This window comes from Paenibacillus luteus, assembly GCF_006542765.1.
Taxonomy (GTDB): Bacteria; Bacillota; Bacilli; order Paenibacillales; family Paenibacillaceae; genus Pristimantibacillus; species Pristimantibacillus luteus.
On record NZ_SKCD01000022.1, the window covers coordinates 98,787 to 122,916 of the forward strand.

General features: G+C 47.0%; 18 protein-coding genes. 3 read left to right on the forward strand and 15 right to left on the reverse strand.

Features of this window, described 5'->3' with window-relative positions; translation table 11 throughout:
• Positions 1 to 9: 9 nt before the first annotated feature.
• From iolE to E0496_RS17220, 5 genes are all read right to left on the reverse strand, one after another.
• Positions 10 to 909, reverse strand: coding sequence for a myo-inosose-2 dehydratase (gene iolE, locus E0496_RS17200; protein WP_141503004.1), 900 nt, complete (start codon positions 907 to 909; stop codon positions 10 to 12).
• Between the two features lie 22 nt (positions 910 to 931).
• Entirely contained in the window at positions 932 to 2,797 is a 1,866-nt protein-coding gene (gene iolD, locus E0496_RS17205) for a 3D-(3,5/4)-trihydroxycyclohexane-1,2-dione acylhydrolase (decyclizing) (RefSeq protein ID WP_141503005.1), read from the reverse strand.
• 1,310 nt (positions 2,798 to 4,107) lie between these two features.
• Positions 4,108 to 5,112 (reverse strand): LacI family DNA-binding transcriptional regulator, encoded by a 1,005-nt coding sequence (locus E0496_RS17210; RefSeq protein WP_141503006.1) that lies wholly within the window; start codon positions 5,110 to 5,112, stop codon positions 4,108 to 4,110.
• Positions 5,113 to 5,321: 209 nt separating this feature from the next.
• Positions 5,322 to 6,467 (reverse strand): GGDEF domain-containing protein, encoded by a 1,146-nt coding sequence (locus E0496_RS17215; RefSeq protein WP_206669794.1) that lies wholly within the window; start codon positions 6,465 to 6,467, stop codon positions 5,322 to 5,324.
• Between the two features lie 141 nt (positions 6,468 to 6,608).
• Positions 6,609 to 7,355 (reverse strand): Imm51 family immunity protein, encoded by a 747-nt coding sequence (locus tag E0496_RS17220; RefSeq protein ID WP_141503008.1) that lies wholly within the window; start codon positions 7,353 to 7,355, stop codon positions 6,609 to 6,611.
• A 246-nt stretch (positions 7,356 to 7,601) separates the two neighbouring features.
• Here E0496_RS17220 and E0496_RS17225 point away from each other — a divergent pair, with 246 nt between their 5' ends.
• Positions 7,602 to 8,633: an ROK family protein gene (locus E0496_RS17225; protein WP_141503009.1), complete on the forward strand. Its 1,032-nt coding sequence runs from the start codon at positions 7,602 to 7,604 to the stop codon at positions 8,631 to 8,633.
• Positions 8,634 to 8,709: 76 nt separating this feature from the next.
• On the opposite strand, the gene E0496_RS17230 is transcribed toward E0496_RS17225, so the two are convergent.
• The 7 genes from E0496_RS17230 to E0496_RS17260 form a co-directional block, all read right to left on the reverse strand.
• A complete protein-coding gene (locus tag E0496_RS17230) occupies positions 8,710 to 9,957 on the reverse strand; it encodes an MFS transporter (RefSeq protein WP_141503010.1) in 1,248 nt (415 codons plus the stop codon).
• Between the two features lie 217 nt (positions 9,958 to 10,174).
• Positions 10,175 to 11,068, reverse strand: a complete 894-nt coding sequence (locus E0496_RS17235; RefSeq protein WP_141503011.1) for a carbohydrate ABC transporter permease — start codon at positions 11,066 to 11,068, stop codon at positions 10,175 to 10,177.
• 24 nt (positions 11,069 to 11,092) lie between these two features.
• The gene (locus tag E0496_RS17240) at positions 11,093 to 12,004 is read right to left on the reverse strand and encodes an ABC transporter permease (RefSeq protein WP_141503012.1); all 912 of its coding nucleotides are present in this window, start codon (positions 12,002 to 12,004) and stop codon (positions 11,093 to 11,095) included.
• A gap of 82 nt (positions 12,005 to 12,086) precedes the next feature.
• Complete coding sequence (locus E0496_RS17245) at positions 12,087 to 13,706, reverse strand: ABC transporter substrate-binding protein (RefSeq protein WP_141503013.1); 1,620 nt, start codon at positions 13,704 to 13,706, stop codon at positions 12,087 to 12,089.
• Positions 13,707 to 13,979: 273 nt separating this feature from the next.
• Positions 13,980 to 15,362, reverse strand: a complete 1,383-nt coding sequence (locus E0496_RS17250) for an ABC transporter substrate-binding protein (RefSeq protein WP_241674840.1) — start codon at positions 15,360 to 15,362, stop codon at positions 13,980 to 13,982.
• 23 nt (positions 15,363 to 15,385) lie between these two features.
• On the reverse strand, positions 15,386 to 17,242 hold the full coding sequence (locus E0496_RS17255) for a sensor histidine kinase (RefSeq protein ID WP_141503014.1): 1,857 nt from the start codon (positions 17,240 to 17,242) through the stop codon (positions 15,386 to 15,388).
• Between the two features lie 18 nt (positions 17,243 to 17,260).
• A complete protein-coding gene (locus tag E0496_RS17260; RefSeq protein ID WP_141503015.1) occupies positions 17,261 to 18,865 on the reverse strand; it encodes a response regulator transcription factor in 1,605 nt (534 codons plus the stop codon).
• A 231-nt stretch (positions 18,866 to 19,096) separates the two neighbouring features.
• Here E0496_RS17260 and E0496_RS17265 point away from each other — a divergent pair, with 231 nt between their 5' ends.
• On the forward strand, positions 19,097 to 19,471 hold the full coding sequence (locus E0496_RS17265) for a hypothetical protein (protein ID WP_141503016.1): 375 nt from the start codon (positions 19,097 to 19,099) through the stop codon (positions 19,469 to 19,471).
• A 127-nt stretch (positions 19,472 to 19,598) separates the two neighbouring features.
• Here E0496_RS17265 and E0496_RS17270 read toward each other — a convergent pair whose 3' ends face one another.
• Together E0496_RS17270 and E0496_RS17275 are read right to left on the reverse strand one after the other, a co-directional pair.
• Positions 19,599 to 20,543: a D-2-hydroxyacid dehydrogenase gene (locus E0496_RS17270; protein ID WP_141503017.1), complete on the reverse strand. Its 945-nt coding sequence runs from the start codon at positions 20,541 to 20,543 to the stop codon at positions 19,599 to 19,601.
• Positions 20,544 to 20,738: 195 nt separating this feature from the next.
• Positions 20,739 to 21,548 (reverse strand): phytanoyl-CoA dioxygenase family protein, encoded by an 810-nt coding sequence (locus tag E0496_RS17275; RefSeq protein WP_141503018.1) that lies wholly within the window; start codon positions 21,546 to 21,548, stop codon positions 20,739 to 20,741.
• Positions 21,549 to 21,662: 114 nt separating this feature from the next.
• On the opposite strand from E0496_RS17275, the gene E0496_RS17280 reads away from it, so the two are divergent.
• The gene (locus E0496_RS17280) at positions 21,663 to 22,469 is read left to right on the forward strand and encodes a helix-turn-helix domain-containing protein (RefSeq protein ID WP_141503019.1); all 807 of its coding nucleotides are present in this window, start codon (positions 21,663 to 21,665) and stop codon (positions 22,467 to 22,469) included.
• 83 nt (positions 22,470 to 22,552) lie between these two features.
• Here the strand turns inward: E0496_RS17280 and E0496_RS17285 are convergent, their stop codons facing one another.
• A complete protein-coding gene (locus tag E0496_RS17285) occupies positions 22,553 to 24,088 on the reverse strand; it encodes an extracellular solute-binding protein (RefSeq protein ID WP_241674841.1) in 1,536 nt (511 codons plus the stop codon).
• Between the last annotated feature and the right edge of the window lie 42 nt (positions 24,089 to 24,130).

Consider the following 24,130-nt stretch of genomic DNA (forward strand, 5'->3'; position numbering starts at 1 on the left):
CATCCTCCTTTACGTTGTCTTCAGGGAATTCAAATAAAGCAATGATTGCTTCGCGTATTCGTAAGCGGGATGCGCGGCAGGGTCTTGTTCGCCTTCAAGCATCGCCCAGCCATCGTAGCCTCGGGTAACTAATTCCTTGATTATCGGTTCAAAATCGATACAGCCGTCACCCGGAACTGTAAATACTCCATTGCGAATACAAGTGACAAAGTCAGCTTGCTCTGCGCGTGAGCGATCCAGCACCTCCCGCCGAATGTCCTTCAAATGGACATAGGCAATTCGGTCGTAATGCTTGCGGAGTACCTCGAGTGGATCAGCGCCGCCATAATAGGCATGGCCGGTATCAAACAGCAGATAGACTAGCTTTGGATCTGTCAGCTCCATAAGCCGATCGATTTCCTCCGGGCTTTCGATGACGGTACCGCCATGATGGTGATACGTCAGCTTAAGGCCGTATTCCTGGGCGATGGCGCCAGCCGCATTTAATCCGTCGGCGAGGCTTCTCCAGCCAGCTTCGTCCAGTCGCAGCACTTCCGTCTCATTCGGCGTGCGCCGCGCATCGAAATGCAGCGAGCCCCCTCCTTCACAGGTGCTGATGACCTTGCTTCCCATGCCTTGCAAGAACTTGGCATGCTTGCGATAATCGGCAAGCTCGGATTCCTTGTAAGCCGGGTCCGAGAACAAGACGGTTTTCCACTGGGAAGAGAGGCTAATGCCGCGTTTTGCGAGCTCTTCTTTCAGAACTGACGGATCTGCTGGGTATTTCCTTCCCATTTCCGTTCCTGTCAAGCCAAGCGCTTGAATATCATCTACAATTTGCTCGAAGGTTGTGTCGTCTCCGTGCTCCTTCACATCTTCGCCGACCCAATTAATCGGGTGTATGCCGAGCTTGAAAGGGAATTGGCTCATTGATAATTTCTCCTCTACTCGATTAGATAAGTTTGACTGCATCGATATTTTGTTTCATTTCCTTATGTGCTTCGACAACCTTGTCGCTAACGGAAACTTCGGGAACACCCACGTTCCACCAGGATTCATAGCCAGAGGTATTTGTGCCTGGAACGACTGGAATCTCGATGAGAGTCGTGCCCTTCTCGTCCTTGGCAAGCAGCAATGCCTCTCTTAGCTCTTCCGCTGTTGTCGCTTTATAGGTCGCGGCGCCCATGCTGCGTGCATGCGCCGAGAAATCAATCGGCATATACTGGCCTTTCAATCCGCCAGCTTTCTCCGTACGGAAACGGAATTCATTGCCGAAGCCGTCGCTGCCATGGCCCCTTTGCAAATTGTGAATGCACTGATAACCGTGATTATCAAGCAGAAGCACCGTGAATTTGCGGCCTTCTTGAATGCTCGTCACAAGCTCCGAGTGCAGCATCAGGTAACTGCCATCGCCGAGAATCGCATATACATTCTTTTCGGGCTCAGCAAGCGCAGCGCCAAACGCACCGCTAACCTCGTAACCCATACAAGAGAAGCCGTATTCCATATGGTACGTTTTCGGCTCAACCGAGCGCCATACCCGGTGCAAATCGCCTGGCAGGCTGCCTGCGGCACAGACAATAATATCCGAATCGCCGAGGGTTTCGTTGATGACGCCAAGCGCTCTTGTCTGCGCCAGCCCATCCTCATGCTCTGCGGCGTAAAGCCGGTCAACCTCTGCATCCCATTGCTGCTTAAGCTCCGCGACTTCATTGTCGCCATAACCGGAGTGATAGCTCAATCCAGCAAGCGCGTAACGCAGTCCTTGCAAGCCGGCTTGGGCATCGCAAGTAACGGCAACGCCATCGAGCTTGAATGAATCGAAGCTGCTTACGTTCAGGTTCACGAATTGCACGTCTTCGCTGCGGAATGCAGATTTAGACGAGGTAGTAAAATCAGAATAACGCGTGCCTATTCCAATAATGAGATCGGCCTCGGCAGCCAACCGATTCGCGGCAAGCGTTCCTGTCACGCCAACCGCGCCGACATTAAGCGGATGATTCCAAGGCAGCGAGCTTTTTCCTGCCTGCGTCTCCGCTACCGGAATTCCGAATGCTTCTGCGAACTCTGCCAGCTCCTTCGATGCACTGGAGTAAAGCACGCCTCCGCCTGCAATAATAAGCGGTTTGCGCTTCTTCGCGATCAAATCCACTGCACGCTGCAGTGATTCCGGCGTAGGCAAACGGCGATCGATGAAATGTACTTTTTTCTCAAAAAATGCCACTGGGTAATCGTAAGCTTCTGCCTGTACATCCTGTGGCAAAGCCAGCGTAACTGCTCCTGTTTCTGCTGGATCCGTCAGCACGCGCATCGCTTGCGAAGCAGCTTGCATGAGCTGCTCCGGACGTACGATACGATCCCAGAACTTGCTCACGGGCTTAAAAGCATCAACGGCAGAAACCGTATAATCAGATACAACCTCAAGCTGTTGAAGAACAGGGTCAGGCTGCCTTGATGCAAAATTATCGCCAGGCAGCAGCAGGACCGGAATTCGGTTGACTGTAGCCGTTGCTGCAGCCGTTACCATATTTAAAGCGCCAGGCCCAATGGAGGATGTGCAAGCATAAATTTGAAGACGGTTCCTCTGCTTGGCGTAAGCGGTTGCAGCATGGACCATCCCCTGCTCGTTCTTGCCTTGAATAAAGGTCAGCTCTCCTGGGCTTCTCTCAATCGCTTCACCCAGCCCCGTAACGTTGCCATGCCCGAAAATGCCCATGATGCCCTGCACGAATTTAGTTTCCTTGCCATCAACCGATACATATTGATTATCAAGAAAACGCAGCAATGCCTGTGCCATCGTTAACCGTATCTTGTTCATATGATGCTCCCTCCACAAATCGGTATAGCGCTTAACTTAACAAAGTAAAGCGCTTAATTGACCTTAATATACACCAAAAGTTCAGCTCCGGCAATCTTTTTATTTTTTTAAACGCTGCAAACATGATCCACAGCACGTCCTGCCTTAAAAACGCTGCTATCCATTCCCCAGCCAATTGAAATATCATAATATAACGATTATTTGAAGAACCATTATCAAACAATCATTCTAAGCACTGTATAGGCATATGTATATGTCCAAATCGTTTATTTCAGAAACAGTTTGTTATTATCATAGGAAGTGAAGGAGTCATAGAGGAGTATTGGAGGAGTATTGGAGGAGTATTGGAGGAGTATTGGAGGAGTATTTGAGGAACATAGATGAAATTTTGACTAATAAAACAAGAAAAGAGCCATGCTAATGATGACTCCCCTCCATTTGATTTACAAGGATTTTCTCCCACTAAATCAAGGTTATTTTGTTTTTTGAAGCGTTTAGACGAATTTTCTCCATCTAATTTCGGCCAAATCAGCCGAAATTGTAGGGAAATATTGAAATTAATAGGACGAAATCCAGCTATTTTCAATTCCTATCGAATAAATCCTGTTTAACGGGATAAATTCCATCTATATAAGTTTAACTAAAGTTTTTCATGTTGGTCGCTGCGCGAGTAGATCATTCTTTAGGGTCGCGGTTGTAACGAGATTCTTTGATTGGCTAATACATTTTAAGGTAAGAATCCGGCTACAATGGCGAACACTTCGTTTCTCCAGAACGATCTTCTCGCTTCGAATATACTTTATTTTTCTCGTTCAACTTATCTATATCTCCAAAACCCAGCTATAAGCTGCCCATTTGAAGTCACTGAGGTAGATTTGTTTGGAGATGGGAGTATAATCCACGATTATTTATGGAGGAAATCCCCAATTATAAATGGACTATCATTGACCGACTGTTCGTCCTTATGGAATCCTGCTTTCAGAAACTCATTGAGTCTAAAATCATTAGTTTAACTTATATATATATGTCGTTTAACAATTTACGTTATAGTCATTACGCGAGATGATCATTCTCTAGAGGCGCGGATGCGGCCAACTTCTTTAATTTGCTCAGAAACTTAAAGGTGAAATACGGGCTACGAAAACCGTCGCTTCGTTTCTCAAGAACGATCTCCAGAATGATCTATGATACGAAGGAATTTCCTTTTGTTCATTCAATTCTACTTAATGCTCCTTTTGCTTCTTCGCATCAATCAATTCTACCTAATGCTCCTACTGCTTCTTCGCATCAATCAGTTCTACCTAATGCTCCTACTGCTTCTTCGCAGTCGATTGCCTTACGACAAGCTCTGGCTGAAGCACAATGCGCTTGTCATCCTTATCGCCGTCCTCGAGCATCGCAACCAAGGAATCGACAGCCAGCTGCCCCATCTCTTTCGTTGGTTGAGCCACGGTCGTTAGCGGCGGGTCCGTCACCTCTGCCAAGATCGTATTATCAAAGCCGATAAGGGATACCTGTTCCGGCACGCGGAGGCCAAGCTCCTTCGCCGCCTGCAATGCTCCAATCGCAAGCAAATCATTGCAGCAAAATAATGCTGTCGGCGGATTAGGCGATCGGAGCAGCTCACTGGCTTGCGCCTTGCCGTCACGGACCAACTCATCGCCGCAGGCGCGGATGAAACCATCTTCTACCTTCAGGCCCGCCTGCTCCCATACCGAAAGGAAACCTCTAATCCTCTCTCGGCTGCTGCTGACCTCTTCGTTTTCGGCGAGCAATCCGACGCGCGAGTGATTCTGCTCAAGCAAATGGCTTGCCGCCAAGCCTCCTCCGCAAAAATCGTCAATAATGACCGTTTTAGCTGCCAGCTTTGCTTCCCTTGCGATCACCACAACAGGCATTTGGCTCTTCACAAGGCTTGCTAGCGTGCTCTTGTTCGCTATTCCCGTTCCGATAATCATACCATCCACACGCTTCTGCTGCATCAGCGACAAGTATCGCTCCGCACGCTCCTTCTTATTATCAGTACTGCATATAAAAAGGCTGTAGCCCAGATGATGGCTTTGATCCTCGACCGCTCGCGCAATTTCCGCGAAAAACGGATTGGATATGTCTGGCACAAGCAGTCCAATCGTAAACGTTTTCTTACCTGTTAACGCAGACGCGATGACGCTTGGCTGATAGTTCAAGCGTTCCATTACTTGGAAAATCTCATGTCTGCGCTGCTCGCTGATTTTCCCTTTTCCGTTAATGACCTGGGAGACTGCCGCAATGGAAACGCCAGCTTCACGAGCTACATCGTATATTGTAATTTTCATTAAAATTCCTCATTTAGCCGTCGTATAGGGTTTCCCTCATTATGAAGATCGAATATGATTTTGGCAAGCTTCTGCCAGATATGCTGGGTTGCCTATTAAACTTGACCAATCGGCTTTTCGTATCTGATGCATATCCACTTTAACCTCAGCAAATCATTTGTAATCGCATACACAAAACTATTTGGCTAACTCGCAATCCTTACGGTTGACTATGCGACCCGAGTACGAACCGCTCCGTTTCTTCCCAGCTCCTTGGCATCATACAGCGCCCGGTCACAAAGCTTATAAAGAGATTCTAGATTCGTCTGCCGATTAGGAACAATCGTTACGACGCCAAGACTAATCGAGATCGGGTGCGGGATGTCAGGCATGCTGCTTTGCAAAATCACATTTCGGAATCGTTCCACAAGTCGGTCTGACTCCTCTTCGTCGGTTCGGGGCAGCAAAATGGCAAATTCATCGCCGCCATAACGCCCGAAAGAGTCCTCTCCACGCAATTGAAGACGAATATGCTTCGTAAGCTCCTGAAGCGCGCAGTCCCCAATGTGATGACCGTACGAATCGTTTATCTTCTTGAAATGGTCGATATCAAATAATACCAACGTTAGATGCTCTTGGGATTTGGCATGCTGCTCAATTGAGAGATTTGCTTCCAGGACGAAGGTTCTACGGTTTAAAATGCCCGTCAGGTCATCATGATTGGCTAAACGAAGCAATTCTTGGTCGACCTTCTCCTTCAGCAGCAGTATGAACCCTGTATTGCCAATAAACATAATTAAAAACAAAGCTAAAAAGGCGAAATTCTGGAAGTGTCCGGGTGTGAAAAAACCCAGCTTCTCATGAAAGTTAATTGCAATGCCCGCCCGACCGACCAGACATAGAATAGCAATGGCATACAACATGCCTATGATCTTCATAATTAGTGAAGTTTGCTTGATTCGAAGCATGTGATAAGCGGGCAGCACCAACAAACTCGCCGTTCCGAGCGAGGCAACGGCGATTCTAATATTTTCCGTATTATGAAACAAAACAACCACATGAAAACTGAGAGCCGTGGCAGCGGTAAGCGTGATGTACATGATTTTGGTCGATCTCTGAAACACCAGCAAAAGCTTCAGCATCGCAACGGCCTCCAGAGAAAACCCAGCAAACAGCAACGAGTTGGCTACAGTGACAGTAATCAAGTCAGGGACGCCGCCGCGAACGACAACAAACAGCCAAGCCATCCCCTGTAGACATTTGGCCAGCAAAAAAATATTTAGCGTGCGATCCTTCTTGTGCGTGCGCCAATATGCCGTGATAAGAACGATTGAAAACAGATGTCCCAGCACAATTAAAATGAAAACGGTTTTCATATCCAAAGACATAATCATGCTAAGCACCAACTTACATAAGAAATGACTAATGATATTAATTATACTAGAAACGGTATCATTTTTCATTTTCTTTTTGTTGACAATTACTGTTAAAAGTGATTACCTGGTCCTATATTTTTTCTAATCTAGCTCTGCTCTAGAAAATAGATCGCCAATTAAAGCGTCATTTTCACAGGCTTCCTTAAAAGCGGCAGCAAAGCTTACCATTGCCTCCTGATTGCTCGTATAAGCTGCAAACATGCCCGCTTCTGGGTCGAAATTAATGATGCTTACAAGCTCCGGCATCTTCTCGTCCAAAAATACGGCAGCCAAGGATGCCCAGTCATATCCGTTGCCTTCAAAACCTTCGTCTGCCCTTGCTTCAAAAATATGACTCTTGTAGCTACCGACCGACAAAATCAGCGAGAGGCTGCCATTATCATGTGAAACCAGCTTAAAAGGCGCCAGCTCCTCATCGTTCACTTCCCTCTTTTCGCCCCGTATCTGATCGGCAGAATCAGAACCTAAGGCTTCCTTGTTGACGGCATTCCGGCTCCAGTTCAGTAGCATTTGGCTGTCTTGATCATCCGGCTCAAGCTCCAAGGCATGCTCAAACGCTGCGACGGCGGCTTCATATTTCCCGCTGTAATAATAAGCATAGCCTAGCCGATAATGCCAGAGCGGATCAGCAGCACCCTCGTCTTGCACGGATAGAAAGTAAGCAATCGCCTCATTGTAGCGATCTTCATTATTTAATGCTCTTCCAAGATGGCAAACGAGCTCATAGTCTCGTCCTTCCTCAGGAAGCTCCAGTATCGTTGAGATAATTTCCTTATATTTATTTCGATTGTGCCAGAGATTAAGCTGCTTCAACAACGTTGGATGCATGTTCATTCCCTCTTTCTGATTAGAATGTGAACTTACCTGGTTCATTAGTAGTATCGCTTTTAAATATAAACGTAATCTTAACCGTTTTAAACGGTCTTTTGTACCATATGATGACATTTCTCGACTCACAGGATTGGACAATATGGATAAGCTTGCCGTGCAAACCTAGTTGATATATGATGGCGATAATCGGATTGCCCGGAACGAAACATAGCTTCACTAGAAAACGACTTGGGGGTGAGCGTGATGAGAGAAGCATTTATCACACCAAAACGAATGAATCAAGCCATTCATGAGCAAATTCGCTACACACTTTTAAAATATGGAGATGCAACAAAAGCAGAGATCAGCCTTAAAACCGATATCAGCTTCCCTACCGTCAGCAAAGCTATAGAGCAAATGGAGCTGAGCGGCGAGGTCTTATTGACGGGCATCGATGATTCCAGCGGAGGCAGACGGCCCGCGAGATATGCATTGAATGCTGGACATCAGCTTGGACTGGCGGTGTATCTGGAGAGAGACGAAACGGTCTATTCCATAATCAACTACGTAGGCGAAGCGATCGAACGTTTCAAAAAGCCCACTGTTTTGAAGGAAGGGCCTGAAGCTTTAACCTCGCAGTTGCAAACGGTCATTGACCGCAATCCGAGCATCCGCTCAATCGCCATCGGCGTACCTGGCTCGGTCAGGGACGGAAAAATATTTTTCATTCCCCTTTATGATAAATTTGCGCAGTTGGATTTAAAATCCTTTTATGAGGAGCGCTTCTCCATCCCAGTGCAATTGGAAAATGATATGAATGCTGCCGTACTCGGCTATCATGGCCGAAGCGGAAGAGCCGATCATGAAACCCTTGCTTATGTTTATTTAGGGAAAAACGGACCCGGTGCCGGCATTTTCTTGAACGGTGATATTATAAGGGGCAGCACATTCTTCTCCGGTGAAGTTAGCTTTATTCCGCAGTATGACCGCTATAATTTTTTTGAAGCGGTCAGCCACAGCGCTGTTGAGAAGACGGACAAAGCCGTGGAGCATGGGCCTGACATGATTGATGCCATGAGCCGAATGGTGGCCACCTTCGTAGCGATTATTAATCCGCATGCCATCATCTTTTGCAGCGGGGATATACAGAGCTCCGATGCTCAGCAAATTAAGGCAAACAGCGCCAATTATGTGCCAGAGGTCCATATTCCTGAGCTGATCATCAGTGATTGGGAGCAAGATTATGTCTATGGGCTGCAGCGGCTCGCGCTCAACCGGATGATGGCCAGTTCTTGACTTATCTTGCTTTAAACAAGAAGAGCCCATCCTTTCCCAAGGATGGGCTCTTCTTGTACCCCTGACGTTCTCACTTTTATATTAGCTCTTTGCGCGCCTTCAAGTATCTGTACAAGATACAGCCCGATATGGCGCATATGAAAGCGCACAGCCCAATAAAGCCATAACCCGCCTGCAATCCGCGCAGCAATCCCAGCTCCGTATCCGCTCCGTAGCTATTACGGACCACTTTCATAATTGCCCCGATCAAATAATTGCCAATGACGCTGCCAATCCCCATCAGCGTAACGGTAAACGTAATCGCCGTGTCGCTTCCTCGCGGGTATCTCTTCGCGATGAACGCCATAACCGTCGGATAAATGGGCGCAATCCCGATACCTGCCGCTGCAAATAAGAAAGCTGCCGATTCTCCGCCAAGTATAGCAATGAAGGTACAGACAGCGGACACCGCCGCAAAAATAATAAGCGAGAGGTTAAAGCCGATTTTATCCGTTACAGGTCCGAGCAGCAGCCTCGCTGCCGAGAAGCACAGAAAGAAAATGGACAGCATGCCAGATGCAGAAACACTATCCCATTTATACGCTTTCTCCAAAAAATTGACCAGCCATCCGCCAACAGCCAGCTCGGAAACAACCCCGAATGAAAGAATCAGAACCAGCAGCCACAGAGCGGGATCGCGCACCAAACTTTTGAGCGGAATTCGGTCCTCCATAGCCAGATCATCGCCCGGAAACCGGCTCAAAAAAGCTGGAATCATTGGCAGGACAGACAATGAAAGCATCACGAGATACATCCCACGCCAATCCAGCATATGGCCAAACAAGCTTACGCTCATCAAGCCCGATGCGATCATCGGCGCGACCGTAGAGCTTAATCCGTAGAAAAAATGGGATAAGTTCATCATCGTACCGGTATTTTTTACGAAAATTCGTGCTCCGAGAATGGCCAAGCCAATCTCCAGCATCCCGTTGCCAATATACATCAAGAAATAGGAAGAGGAAAACACGGGATAGCTGTGCGAAAAAAATATCAGGACGCCTGAGATCAGCATCAAGCCAAACGCCATCAGACTAACCGCTTTAATGCCAAGCTTGTGCGTAAGCACAGCTGTAAAGGAGCAGGCGATTAAATAACCAAGCGCATTGAGCGACAACAGCGTGCCAAGCTGCATCTCATCCAAATGAAAATCAAATTGAATTCGCGGAATCGCCGGGCCTTTAATATTTTCCGAAATGCCGAAAATGATAAACCCAAGGAAGATAGTCGCCAGCTGCATAGCATAGGTCTTGCTAATTTTTGGCTTCGCCTTTAATTCATTGTTCATGGTGAGAAATCCCTTCAGTCATCACTCATTATGAAATAATGGGATGGCACTTATTAAAGATGTTAAATTTCTTTCCGACTTTACCATAGGCCCAAGCGAAATACAACGGATTTTTTTTATCTAACCGCTCCGTGCATGAATCACAACAAAAAAGGCTTATAAGACCAATGTCTTATAAGCCTCCTGCTCCGCTCTCCCTTATTTTTTCAAGATCCCATCAACCCTTTACAGAGCCGATCAAAACCCCTTTTTCAAAATATTTTTGCAGGAACGGATAAATGACCAGAATAGGCAGCGTAGAAACGATAATGACACCGTATTTGATCTGATCCGCATATTTCTGCGCATAACCTCCGGCTGCACCGCCCGTGCCTGCCCCATTTTGAAAGACCTGGTTCGATAATAAAATATCCCTGAGGACGATTTGCAGCGGCTGCAGCTTATTGTCGCGAATATAGATCAGCCCCGTGAAAAAATCATTCCAATGGCCCACTAAATAATATAATCCGATCACAGAAATCAAAGCTTTGGATAACGGCAGCGCGATGCGGACAAAAAATCCGAAATGCGAGCAGCCGTCAATCGCCGCCGCTTCGTAAAGCTCCGAGGGCAGGGACGATTCAAAAAAGGTTCGGGCAATAATGAGATAAAACACATTTACGCAAAACGGTAAAATAAACATCCACATCGTATTGGTCAAATGAAGGTCTTTCATTAGCAAATAAGTCGGAATCAAGCCGCCGTTAAAGAACATTGTAATGACAAATACGACCATGATCAGCCGTCTGGCACGGAATTCGCGCCTGGACAGCACATAAGCAGCAGGCAGTGTAATCAAAAGATTCACAAAAGTTCCCGCGAGCGTATAAAAGACGGTATTGCGATAGCCATTCCAAATGCGGTCATCCTGAAAAATTTGATTATAGCCAAAAAAACTAATATTTTTGGGCATAAACAGCACTTTTCCCGTTGATACAAGGGTGGAATCGCTTATGGAAGCAATCACGATAAAATACAGCGGATAGATAATGGACAAAAAAATGATAGCGCACAGGACAGACAAAACAACCCGAAACAAAATTTCGCTACCATTTAAACGTTCGCGAATCACAAGCACTCCTCCTTAGGCAGCCCGTTAGAATAAACTCGTGTTGGAAGCTTTTTTGGAAATGGCATTCATGGCAAATAAGAAAATAAAATTAATAAGCGTGTTGAACAGGCCGATGGCCGAAGCATAGCTGAATTGGTTGGATACGATGCCGATCTTGTACACATAGGTAGCGATTACCTCGGATACAGGCAGGTTCAATGAATTTTGCATCAGAAAAATTTTCTCGAAGCCCGTGCTGAGAATGTTGCCCATGCTTAAAATAAACAAAATAACGATCGTCGGAATGAGTGCCGGAAAATCAATATAACGGATCGTCTGCCATCTGCTTGCTCCATCCATTTTGGCCGAATCATACAACTGCGGGTCGACGGTCGACAGTGCCGCCAGGTAAATAATGCTGTTCCAGCCGCAATGCTGCCAAATCTCCGAAATAATATTGACCGGAATAAAGGTTGAGGTTGACGCCAGTAAATTGATATTTCCAAAACCGACGGACTTCATGAAATATCCGACAATGCCGGTTTCCGGCGACAGCAGGACATTCATCATACCCACCAGTACGATAATCGAAATAAAGTGAGGCAAATAAACCGTCGTCTGCATCAGCTGCTTCATTTTTTTTCTGCGAATCTGATTAAGCACCAGCGCCAATAGAATCGGTGCAGGAAAACCGATGATAATCGAGGTGAAGCTGATCATAAACGTATTCCTCATCAAATCGGTAAACAGGAAGCTCTCCCAAAACTGCTTGAAATAAAAGAGGCCTCGCCATTCGCCGCCGGTAAGCCCTTTGCTGAAATCAAAATCCCTGAATGCCAGTTGAATGCCGTACATCGGAATATAATTAAAAATAAGAATGACGGCAATCGCCGGAAAGACCATGACCCATAGCTGATAATCCCGTTTGAAGGTGCTGAAGATAGAACGAGAGCCCATAAGCTGTTTCCCCCTTCGTTTCTTTGAACAAAAGAAGCTACGCCCTGCATCAGAGCGGCATAGCTTCTTGCCTTGCTGTTTGTTATTTTTTGCTCACATACTCATCGTAATACTTTTGCATGATTTCGATATTTTGATCCAGCCCGGCTTTTTTGCTTTGCTTCACATATTCATCCCACTGGGCCTCTACTGCACCTTTGGTTACCCATTTGGCAAAATTCGTGTTAGCGAGATTCATCACATTCGTATTGTTAAGACTCATCGTGTTGTTGTCGGCTGTTGTGTACTTAATGAACATGGCTGGGAAAACATCCGATGCTGTATCGACCGCTAATGCGTCGCTAAGCGGCTCTGACTGCACAAGCACCTCCTGCATATCCTTGCCCAGCGCCAAATCAAGTGAGTCTGGCAGGTACATCGGCCCGTTGTCTGCCCAAGTGGATGTCCACTTCCAAGTGCCGGGGTCCATTTTCTCATCCGCAGGCGGCAGAACGGCATAGCTGCCATCTCCATTATCCTTGATGTTTGTCCCCAGAGATCCGAAGAGCACCTGCATGCTTACTTCCTGCTTATAAAGTTCATTGATGAAACGCATAGCCGCTTCCTTGTTTTTCGTTTTGGCTGACATGACAATCTGGTTAACTCCATAATTCAGTGTAGCAAAGTCATAGCTCCAGGAGACTTTGCCGGAATAGCCCGCTGACTCTTTGAGAGGGGACATGGACGTATATTGCGGCGCCAGCTGCTCGCCGAAACGGTCCGAGGCTACCCAGCCCCAAGTAAAGCCGACCTTCGCTAGGTCTCCCTCACCGCGAGCAACCGATTGGAACTTCGTATAATCATGGGTGAACACTTCCGGGTTAATCAGTCCGGCTTTGTAAAGCTTGTTAAGGAAAACGACCATTTTCTTATAGCGGTCATCGGTCAGGAAGTTTTTCACTTTGCCTTCTTCCACGAAGTAGCCTTGTCCGCTGCCGTCCGTTAATGTGATGCCAAGGCCGCCGAGCAGGACTGCGGGGTTGAAGAAGCCGCCGATTCCGCCTGGCCAGTCCATCGGAATTTCATCATTCGGATCGCCGTTGCCATTCGCATCCTTTTCTTTGAAAGCAACCAAAACATCGTATAGCTCATCCCAGTTGGTTGGCATGCTCAGGCCAAGCTGATCAAGCCAAGTTTGGTTAATATATTGTCTTGAAGCGGACGCTGGCCAAAAGCGCTGATATTTGGGCAACCCGTATATTTTGCCGTCAGGCTGCGTCGCAATGATTTTCGTTTCCGGTTTTTCATCGAACATCTTCTGCACATTTGGCGCTTCCGGCAGCAGCTCGGTCAGATCCTGGAACAGGCCTTGAAACTGGGCAAAATCGGCATCCGTAATGACGTTCGGTCCTACGAACAAATCTGCCGTATCGCCGCTCGCCAGCATGGTCCCTTTCTTCTGCTCCCAATCCGCCGTAATCTCTTGCCATTCAATGTCCACGCCAGCAGCTTCCTCTGCCTTTTGCAGCCATTCCATCTCCGCTAGCGGCTTTGTTAACGGATGCTTCGTTATAATCGCGGTTAGCTTTACCTTCGCGCCGCTCGCATTTCCTTTATCTTCTCCTGTCTTCTGCGGCTCCTGATTACCGCCGTTATTGCTGCAGGCTGCAAGCAATAGAGTTAATAAACATGCTGTCAGAACAAGGCTCAACGTTTTCTTCATGTTAAAGCGCCTCCCTTTTCTATTCTGATATCGCTTACAAATAAGTCTGATCTCTTTCGATTGCTGTTCCCTTCAATTGCTCAGGCTCGCTTGTCTTTCGCTGCAGCTCTTGACAGCCTCTAGCTTAGCAAGCGTTTACATGGCGGACAATACGTAAAATCATTGGATTTAGGTGATAACCATTAGGTACCCGGATAGGAGCATGCCGTGCTGGGTGCGCCTAACTAAACAATAAAAAAAAGCCTCGGCTATGCCGTAGGCCCACTGCTTTGATTATTGCGGATACGTTCCTTGAAATGCGGCATCGATCTTATCCGAGACGCTTTCAAAGGCTTCCTTGACACTGGTCTTGCCCAGCCAAACTTGATCAAGCACCGGATGCAAAATCGCCGAAATGTTTTCATTGTTTTTGAGATAATAATCGTATGAATTGACGCCATTCTCAATCGTCTGCCTCATCACCGCATCGCTGTAGCCATCAGGATGGCCAGGCTTTACCTCTGCCCACTGCGCGATTAGGCCCGGTTTCGTGTAATAATCCTTCAAGATCGGCATCCACAACCCGCTGGCATGTAAATCGAGAGAATTCTGAGCATCCAGCTGCCACTTATAAAATAGCCACGCTTCATTTGGATGTTTCGTTGTCGATGACATAACCAAAGGTTCGCCAAACTGAATGGTCTTACTCGTCTTCAGCTTAGGCAAAACGCCAACGCCATAGTTAACGCCCGCTGCGCCAAGATCAAGCTGAACCCATTGCCCATCGAGGTTCATAGCAACCTTTCTGCTTTGCATAGCTAAGGCAGGTTGAGGAAGATTTTTCTCCTGCACTGGCGATGGTGCGACATGATGGACGTAAATCAAGTCAGCCAGCCTTTGAACCGCATCAATAACAGCCGGATCGTCCAAATTCATCCTGCTTCCGTCCGGCGAGATAACGCTCGTATTATTGGAAGGCACCATTAAATGCCACATCCACGTATTGAAGCGTACGCCAAACTGCGTAATATGATTGGCATCGAACTCCGGATGAAGCGCGTTATGGCCATTGCGGTCGATGGTCAGCTTTTTTGCCGTCATCATAAATTGCTCCCAAGTCCATGCGTCTTCCGCTTTGGACGGAGGAAGCTCTACGCCTGCTTCCCGGAACAAATCAGCATTATAATAAAGCGCAAACGATTCCTCGGCAACCTTGATTCCCGCTACTTTATTCTGGTCCCAGTACATGATAGAGTTCGAAATAAGGGAGCTTTCATTAATTTCCGCATCAGAGGCCAGAAAGCTTTGCAAATTATAAAGCTTGCCTTGCTCCGCCCATTGCAGCGCAGTATGCTTGTAGAGAATGAACACATCTGGCGCTTTGTTGCTTGCATACATGGTCGTAAGCTTTGTCGTATAATCGCCTGGCTCATACATATATCGTATCGTAATCCATGGGTATTTCTCCATAAAAGCTTTAATCATGCGTTCCTTGGCCTGCCTCTCATTGGGTGAACCCCAGAATGCGTAGGTCAAGATCACTTTTTCCTTACCGTGAGCAGCTGGTTCCTGATTCACTGCATTGTTAGGCAATGCGACGTCAGGCTCGCGGCAGCCCGCAAGCAGCAGCAAGCCTAACCATAGCATGACCATCATTGCGCCCCCATATTTCTTCACTCGTCGCTCTCTCCTTTCCTCGATCATTGAACCTCCGTTTTGTCCTGCTTGCCGGGGAACGTTCCCATTCGAATAACAATGGTCGTCCCGCTGCCTTTATTTGAATGGACCTCCAGCCCATATTGGCTGCCATACAGCAGCTTTATCCGCTTCTCTACATTCAGCATGCCAGTCGAGCCGATCTTGCCCGACCTTAGTTGATCGATTTGTTCCTTCTCGATCCCTCTGCCGTTATCCGCAACGGTGAAAAAGACCATTTCGCCGTCAGACCAACCTTTAATCTCGATCACCCCGCCCTGCTCCTTCTCGGCAAACCCATGAATAATCGCATTTTCAACAAACGGCTGCAAGAACAGCTTAGGCACTTCCCTATCCATAAGCCCCTCCTCTACATCCATTTGCACGCGGAACAGCTCCTCGAACCGGCTGGACATAATATAAATGTACTTATTTAACCAGTCCAAATCCGTTCGCAGCGGCCATGTCTCCTTCTTGTTCCTCGTCGATGTCTGCAGCATATCCGCTAAATGGTGAATAATCAGGCTCATCTCCTTCTGATTATTCTCTATCGCAATCCAATAAAGCGTCGTAAGCGTATTGTAGAGAAAATGAGGGTTAAGCTGGAGATTAAGCGCCATCAGCTCCGCGTCTTTTTCCCTTAAGCGCGAAGCATAGTTTTCTTCAATGAGCGTCTGAATGCGGTCGTTCATATGGTTGAACGTCCGGATCAAGTGGCCGAATTCATCCCGCCCCTGCTCGGAGATATGGATATGAAAATTGCCGCGCTCCATTAGCTTCATCGCTTTCTTCATCCGGCTAATCGGCTTTGTGATAAATACCGACATCCCATAGGCGAGAAGAATAGAGACAACCAGCATAAGGATCAAGAAAAAGGTAGAATATCTGCGCAGAGCATTTAAGTCCTGCAGCGCATCTTTCACAGGAATTTCAATATAGGAAATCCATCCGGTGCTTTCCATTCGACTAAAGCTAATCACCATTTTTTTCTCGTCAATGATTTTCTGGATGCTGCCGTATTTCATCGCCTTTGCTTCCCCCATCCAGGATGGCGGCCCCTCGCTTGCTCCCCGGCCTGGATCGGAGTCAATGATGACCGCCCCTCCATCATCCAGAATGCCGTACGATAAATGACGAAATTCGCTTTGCCGCGCATAGTCCGCAAATAATCTTCCCACGTAATCAGGCGTCAAATTAATCATGAGCACAGGCTTTTGCATCGTTTGGGGCAGTGCATGAAATATGCCCTTATCATCGATAAAGGTAAGATTGAGCTGTTTGACTGCCGATACCAACTTGCTGAACTCAAAGTCCAGCCCTGACATCTCTTTCTCACCCAGTGTTTCAGCAAAGCGATAGGTCGGAACCCATACCAAATCCCCCTTGCCTGCAACAGCCTTCCTGTATAAAGAGGATGCGTAAAAAGCCTCGGGCATCACGAACATTCTCGCTGTATTGCCGAAATTATAGGGAGGCGTCAGGATGAATGAAGCATAAATATCCGTGTCTCCGCCAAAATATTTGAACAAGATTTGCGTAATGCGCCGGTCAGCCTTCAGCAAGGATTCATTATCAGCCACATCCGTTTCGGTAATGACCTGATACAATTCATTGTCAATCGGAAGCATTTCGCTTTTGTCGCGGATGTACTGCAGCTTCTCGTCGAGCAGTTGGTTGTTATTGATGACAACGTTGCCTAAGCTTTCCTTCACATTAGCCAGCATATTACGGGCACTGATCTGGTAATAAGCAAAACCAAGTGCCAAAATAATAAAGCTGACCAGCAAAAAATAGGAAACTAACAGCTTGATACGAAATTTTGCGTTGGCAGCCATGTCCGCCATTTTTCTCAGGATGCGCATCGCTTTAGCCTCGTTTAATCAGGATGAGAACATTCTTCGGAATTCTTCGGGCGAGTACAAAAACATTTTTTTGAAAACCTTGTTAAAATATTTGATGTCTTTGTAACCGACCAGCCTTGCGATATCAACGACCTTTTGCTCCGATTGCAGCAATAGGCTGCGAGCCTTCTGCATTCGTGTTTTCACGAGAAAATCGGTAAAGGAAAGCCCAAAGTTGTTTTTAAACAAAATGCTGAAATAAGAAGGGTTATAGAAAAAACGCTGCGCCACCATTTCCAGTCCCAGATCCTCATGCAGATGGTTTTCAACGAACTCCCTGCACTTATGCATAATCATTTCGCTCCGAGAGGACTTGTCATTTTTCATCTGCTTGATCATATCGGCAAGCAGCAAAGCTGCGGTATCCAGCGTTTTCTGGAAAGAACATGTGGCATACAGCTCCTGATCGATTCGGCTGCCGAGCTGCCGGTAGCCTTCTTCATCCATCACCAGCTCGATCCGTTTCATGCAAGTTAAAAGCAGCTGCGTCACATTGCACTTCAACCTAAAGGGAGTCGGATAGGCGGCTGCCATCTTATGCAATAGAGAGGTAAGCGTAGAAATCGCAAGCTCCAGCTGATTCTCTGATACAGCTTTCTCCAGGGTATCGGCATCTTTCGTCGCAAGCAGCAGGCTTGTCTCATTTTTTAACAAGCTTTGCAGTTCATTCGTATTTAGCCATGTCCCTTCCGGAAAATAGTAAAGGTATTGCAGCGCTGTTTTAGCGCTTTCGCAGCTTAGCCTTATATCGGTTTCAATAGAAAGCGACTCTTTGCCTACACCTACGCTAATGGAGCGGCTATAAACATTTCCTAGCTGGGTCAGCGACTTGCGCAGCAGATCCAGACATTCAGTGCCAGAGCGGTTAGGACTCCAAAATGCAATGACGTAGAGAAGCTCTTTCTCATGCTCCGGAGCAACGACAATAAGCTCCGCGCACGTCGTATTCGTCTGCATAATCGCCCGCTTCAGCATGCTCTTCCATTCCAGTTCTTCTTCCGTCTGACCGCTGGAATTCGATTGAATAATGAGTACGGTTCCATGACCATTCAAGGGGAAATGACGTCTTACGTCACTCCACTCCGAGGGCTGAAGGTCCTGCGTCATCCATTTGTACAGCAGAAGGTCCATATATACCGGTTTGGTGTGGGCGAGCTGCTCGTCCAAGTTTTTTTTCTCCGATTGAAGGCTGCTCTCGCGTTTGAACTGTTTCTCCAAATCAGATAGAATCGGTTCCAGATTTTCTGAAATCACAGGCTTGACTAGGTAATCCCTTGCACCCAAACGAAGCGCCTGCTGCGCATATTCGAACTCATGGAATACGCTTACAAAAACAACTTTCGGTATTGGCGTTCCCTTATCGTTTAAGGCCCTCAAAAATTCTATTCCATTGACCAGCGGCATCTGAATATCCGTAAACACGATATCCAGCCTACGGTTCTGGGCAAGCTCAAGCGCTTCCTTCCCATTTTTCGCTTCATGCACTTTATAATCCGGGCGCAGCGAGCGAACCATCGCTGCCAAGCCGCGCCGCTGCTTGGGTTCATCGTCAACGACCAAAATTTCCATTTTCAAGGCAAGCATACGATCATCCCCCTTAGCTGTAGTACGATACAACCATCTATTTTATTGTAGCGTTTGACTATGAGATTTGGAATGAAGCTGCGGGAGAAAATAGTTGGATAAGGAGAATCTTTTTGGATGATTAACTATACCGATAGATACGGCTCTGAATATCTTATAGAGATACAGCGCCGCAAACGTTCATAGAGAATACTTCCAGTATTTATCATAGCCTATAGGAGGTGATTCGGAGTGAAAAAAAGGAGAAAGGCCCGCACCGATGCCATTCTTCCAGCTGAAAGCGAGATGGCTGTAGAAGAAGTCAGTACGGAAGAGACCATGGTCGAACCCGCTTCGAACAGACAAGAATCGATGGTTACGCGACTTGGCGGATTCGACGGCATCATGTCCATGATGGGTAAAGTACAAAAAGTTTTTGGATTTTTCCAGCAAATGCGGCCGGCTTTCAGTATGGTCAGTTCCTTCCTTGGTCCCAAAGCGTTTCTAAGTAGCGTGCCTGTCAAAAAAAACAAATCTAGAAACAAAAAAATACGGAAAACGGCACGCACAGCGGCATCCGCTGCAAAGCGCAGCACAACAAAGCGTAAACCGTCCTCACATCGGTAACTTTTAGCCTGCTAGAAACAGTAGAAGCTTCTTATGAGTTCATAGAACTTGTAAGAAGCTTCTGTTTCAATATAAGAGTATTCGTGCGGCTTTCCTAAAATAGGTCGCAAGCAGCGCGATTGCACAGTTAATAGCCTCTACTGTGATTTACCGTCCCTTTCAAAGCAGCGCCTTCGGCATATAATGCAAGATTTTCTACAAAATACCGTCCAACATCCGCAAACCTGCTTTGGCCCGACACATGCGGTGTGATGATGACATTGGGAAGTGTCCAGAGCGGACTGTCTTCAGCAAGAGGCTCCTTTTCAAATACATCTAGAACGGCCGTGAAGCTTGGTCTTAGCTGAAGCGTCTCAATAAGCTCCTCTTCAACAATCAGACCTCCCCGGCCGACGTTAATAAGACAAGCCTCCGGCTTCATCGCCATCAGCAGCTCGTGGTCAATGGTATGACGAGTGTCAGCGGTTAACGGCAGTGTAAGCACCAGATAATCCAACTCCTTCACAAATGCCTTCCATTCCCCAGCCAGAAAATGAACATCAACCCGATCGGCTTTATCAGTTCCCCGGCTGAGTCCGTGCACCACCATGTTGAACGCTCGAGCTCGATTCGCAATTTCCGAACCAATCGAACCAAGACCGGCTATGCCGAGTACCTTTCCTTCCAATGTATCGGCACGGAATGGTTCCCATTTGCGATTATGCTGAGACGTAAGCAGCCGTGCCATCCCTTTATTATGAAACAACATATAGCCCAAACTATATTCAGCCATCATGGCGCCGAATTGATCAACAATTCGGGTAACCATGATGTGCTCCGGAATTTTCGTTACCAAATGATCAACGCCCGCACCGATGGATTGAATCCATTTTACCGAAGACGCCTCCGGCATGGACAATAAAATTTCAGGAAAGTTCCAGCATAAAATAACTTCGACTCCCGCTAGCTGCACCGCCGCTTCCTCTGGTGTCCGAGCCACTCTTACCGATAAATAACCATGCTCCCTCAGCAGCTCGGCATATTTCTCCGGCTCATTGTAATAGACCAATATCGTTGGCTGTTCCTTTGGCATAACAATCCCTCCTTTTGCATCTTCAATACTAAAATAGTAACTCTACTATACCTATGTTTAAACTGATTTTACATCAAAATTTTCGAATGACATATGAAGAAACGGCTACGCCGTCCTCAGCAAGAGGAGCGTAACCGTTTCGTGTAGCAATATAAAGCAACGATAGCGTGTAAAATAAATGGCTACGTTACCTGCTTAAACTTCGCTAATCCGCAGCGATTTAAGCGGTACCATCGTATCCTCTGGAACATAATACTTAAAATGGTTATCGCTGATTTGCCCTAGCAATTGACGACGGATCGGGTCAGCATCCCTCAGGAGACTCTCCGATGCCGTATGGTAATCGATTGGGCGCATCCAAATCGGGCTGTAGCCCAGAAACAGCTGCCGTCTCGTAAATTCGGACCGATTCGGAGAGCCGGCATGCCATAGATTTTGGGCAAATAGGAATACGTCTCCCGGTTTCCCGCATACTTGCACTTCGCCGTTCACCTGCTGCCGTACATCCTTATGGTTAGGATTGTAAGGCCTCGTGTGGCTGCCCGGTATTACTTTCGTATTGCCTCGATCCGGCTCCGACATGTCGCTTAGAATATAGCAGGTTTTAATGTAATAGGTTGCCGTCAAGCCCGCAATGACGGGAAACTGCGGATGCGGTCCATCTTGATGCCAATCAATAAAGCTGTGCGAAGCCGTCTGCGCCTCGCTAGGATTCGGCTTTCTAATCGTCAAGTGCGAGATATGCAGTTGGATGTTATGGCCCAGCAAATTAACGATAAGCGGCAAAATATCTGGCTGATCGATGAGTGAAGCGATTTCAGGATGACGCTCAACGCTGTTATAGATATTATGGGCAAGCGTTTCAGGCTCGCTCGCAATGACTTCATCGATGGCGGCATTCAGCCGGTCCACCTTTTCTTGCGATAATACGCCTGGTAACAGCAAATACCCCGCCTCATTAAATTGCTTCATCAATTCCGCAATATTTAGGTCGGCTGTCTTCATGTTCCATACCTCCTTCTTGTATTTAATTCAATTATATCTAACGATTAAATATGTTATAATGTATGAAAATCTTAAATTACTTGTATATAATTTCATCAATGGAGCTGACTTTTTATGGAGCTGACCCGATTCCGTGAGCCCGATCTGCATTACCATGTTTATGTGAAGGATGCTTTCCATTTTCAGAAGACACATGACACTTATGACCACTGGGCTTTGTTTATTGTAGAAGAAGGTAGCTTTGACTACAGGATGGGCGGCCAGAGCGGACGGGCGGTTAAAGACGATATGGTGGTGTGTCCGCCTGATCTGACCTTTTACCGCAAGACAAGCGGTTTATCCTTTCATCTACTGGGATTCCAATGGGTATCCGAACCTGATGCAAGCTTTACTTCATCGCACGCAACCGATTTCCCACCGACCGGTAAGCTTCGATTGATCAACAACAGGAGGTTTCATTCCATCCTCTCCCAATTGCGCGAAGCCCGTTACTTGAATCCGACCCTTGGTCGCGAGTACAAAAAACATCTCCTAAAAGATTTGCTTTACCTCCTGCAGATTGAATTATCGGGCCAACAGACAACTCCACTGTTCAGCGAGGACCCTCTTCTTCAGCAAGCTGTACATAGACTTCAGCAGCAGGCTGAATTCGGGTTATCCCTAAAAACAATCGCAGCAGAGTTAGGATTAAGCCAAGTTCAACTCACTAGGCTTTTCAAGCAAGAGTTCCGCATTGCGCCAAGCACCTACGCCGCTACCCTCCGAATGGACAAAGTTAAGCAGCTGCTGGTACATTCATCGCTCACGCTTAGCCAAATCGCCGAGCACTGCGGCTTTACAGATGAGCATCATTTGAGCAAAAGCTTCAAAAAAATGTTCGGCATCAACCCATCGGCCTATAGAAAAACGTATCGCGTGTAATGCTTTGATACCCTAAAATCAAACAAGCCGACCATCAAATCAGCGGTCGGCTTGCACGTTATCCTTATTTTATTAAACTGAAATTATTTTCCATAGCCAAGTGCCTTAAGCTGCTCTAACGCACTGTCCATAAACGTCTTATAGTTCATAGATGTCTCCAGCGTCTTAATAAAGTCGTCATATTGGCTTAACGGGCGTTTATTATAAATAAATTTCGCAAGCTCTTCCTCTATATAACGGTCCGCATCAGCTGGATTAAAGCCCTGAGGATTATCAATGAATCCGTTCAGTATCTCGATACGCGGCTGTTCGCTCGCAAAAGCAATCGCTTCTGACTGAGCGGAGAATTTGGCTTGCAAATACTCCATTTCAGGTCTGCCGGTGAATTGGTACAGCCAGGAATAACCGACATCGCCTGCTTTGTCTGTCATCTTCGGTTTGCCGTTATCAAGCGTGAAGTGCGTATCCTGGATTCCGAATTGAACCAACAGCGAGCCTCCGTCCGGATTGGAAATGTAATTCAGCAAATCAAATACTCGCTGCAGCTTTTCCGGATCTTTCTCCAGTGCCTTCGGAATGGCGAATCGGCCTGGCGCCGCGCCAATATCCCATGATCCGTCGTACTGCCCCCCTTTGCCTGTCGGCGCAGTCATCTGCAGCCATTCCGCATTGGGATTAACCGTTTTAATTTGCTCCACGAACTGTTCTTTGGTCATATTGGGCCAATCAAGATAAACGATGCCTGCCTGCCCTTTGATCGCCTTTTCTTGATGCTGAAGTCCGCTATTGGCCAGCAGCTCGGGATCAACAGATCCTGAAGCGATCATATTTTTAATAAATTCCAGTGCCTCCTTCATCGCCGGGTCATACAGACCGTTGACGACTGCCCCATCCTTCTCATAAAAGTTTCCGGGCATGCCGGCGCCGAATGCGCCGAATACAGGCGAGAATGCTCCAATCTTGCCACCTGTCAAACCGATGGTATCCGGCTTGCCGTTCCCATCCGGATCGTTCTTCGTAAAGGCTTCTGCCACCGTTGATAATTCTTCCACGGTCTTAGGTACTTGAAGCTGCAATTTCTCCAGCCAGTCCTTGCGAATCCAATAGGTGTTGTAAGGGATTTGCGGAGATTTGGAAATCGCGTATACCTTTCCGTCAACCATGCCCTTCTTGACGCTGTCTTCGCCAATGAAAGCTACCGTTTGCTCCAGCTTATCCATGTATGACGTTAAATCAAGGAGCAACCCCTGTTTGGAAAACTCTATCAATTGCTGGCGGTCGACCATGAACAGATCCGGAAAATTTCCCGAGGCCATTCGGACACTCAATTGGTTGCTGTAATCGTCACCCGACGGATACACCGTTAGGTTAAGGTCAATGTTCAGCGCTTTGTCGAGCTCCTGCTTAATGACATCCTTATCCGGGGAAGGCAGGTTGTTTCCCGTTTCAATAATTTCGATCTTCACCGGTTTGCTGCTCGGCTGCGCCGTTTCTGCGTTTGGCTTGGCCGTATTGCTTGGGTCACCGCCCACAATCTTATTGCCATCTCCTCCCGAACAAGCGGTAAGCATAGCTCCAAGCATAGAAGCGGTTAACAATATAGATAATATTTTTCTCATCTTCTTATCCCCTTTCATCACTCTTGCTATGGTACAAGTCCG

Excerpts from the sequence above, each read along its gene's own strand:
- E0496_RS17240 (WP_141503012.1), bottom strand. The coding sequence starts at position 12,004 with ATGGGCTCTCGTTCTATCTTCAGCACCTTCAAACGGGATTATCAGCTA.
- E0496_RS17225 (WP_141503009.1), top strand. The coding sequence starts at position 7,602 with ATGAGAGAAGCATTTATCACACCAAAACGAATGAATCAAGCCATTCAT.
- E0496_RS17210 (WP_141503006.1), bottom strand. The coding sequence starts at position 5,112 with ATGAAAATTACAATATACGATGTAGCTCGTGAAGCTGGCGTTTCCATT.
- E0496_RS17270 (WP_141503017.1), bottom strand. The coding sequence starts at position 20,543 with ATGCCAAAGGAACAGCCAACGATATTGGTCTATTACAATGAGCCGGAG.
- E0496_RS17280 (WP_141503019.1), top strand. The coding sequence starts at position 21,663 with ATGGAGCTGACCCGATTCCGTGAGCCCGATCTGCATTACCATGTTTAT.
- E0496_RS17245 (WP_141503013.1), bottom strand. The coding sequence starts at position 13,706 with ATGAAGAAAACGTTGAGCCTTGTTCTGACAGCATGTTTATTAACTCTA.
- E0496_RS17260 (WP_141503015.1), bottom strand. The coding sequence starts at position 18,865 with ATGCTTGCCTTGAAAATGGAAATTTTGGTCGTTGACGATGAACCCAAG.
- E0496_RS17215 (WP_206669794.1), bottom strand. The coding sequence starts at position 6,467 with ATGAAAACCGTTTTCATTTTAATTGTGCTGGGACATCTGTTTTCAATC.
- iolD (WP_141503005.1), bottom strand. The coding sequence starts at position 2,797 with ATGAACAAGATACGGTTAACGATGGCACAGGCATTGCTGCGTTTTCTT.
- E0496_RS17275 (WP_141503018.1), bottom strand. The coding sequence starts at position 21,548 with ATGAAGACAGCCGACCTAAATATTGCGGAATTGATGAAGCAATTTAAT.
- E0496_RS17255 (WP_141503014.1), bottom strand. The coding sequence starts at position 17,242 with ATGCGCATCCTGAGAAAAATGGCGGACATGGCTGCCAACGCAAAATTT.
- E0496_RS17220 (WP_141503008.1), bottom strand. The coding sequence starts at position 7,355 with ATGCATCCAACGTTGTTGAAGCAGCTTAATCTCTGGCACAATCGAAAT.
- E0496_RS17230 (WP_141503010.1), bottom strand. The coding sequence starts at position 9,957 with ATGAACAATGAATTAAAGGCGAAGCCAAAAATTAGCAAGACCTATGCT.
- iolE (WP_141503004.1), bottom strand. The coding sequence starts at position 909 with ATGAGCCAATTCCCTTTCAAGCTCGGCATACACCCGATTAATTGGGTC.
- E0496_RS17285 (WP_241674841.1), bottom strand. The coding sequence starts at position 24,088 with ATGAGAAAAATATTATCTATATTGTTAACCGCTTCTATGCTTGGAGCT.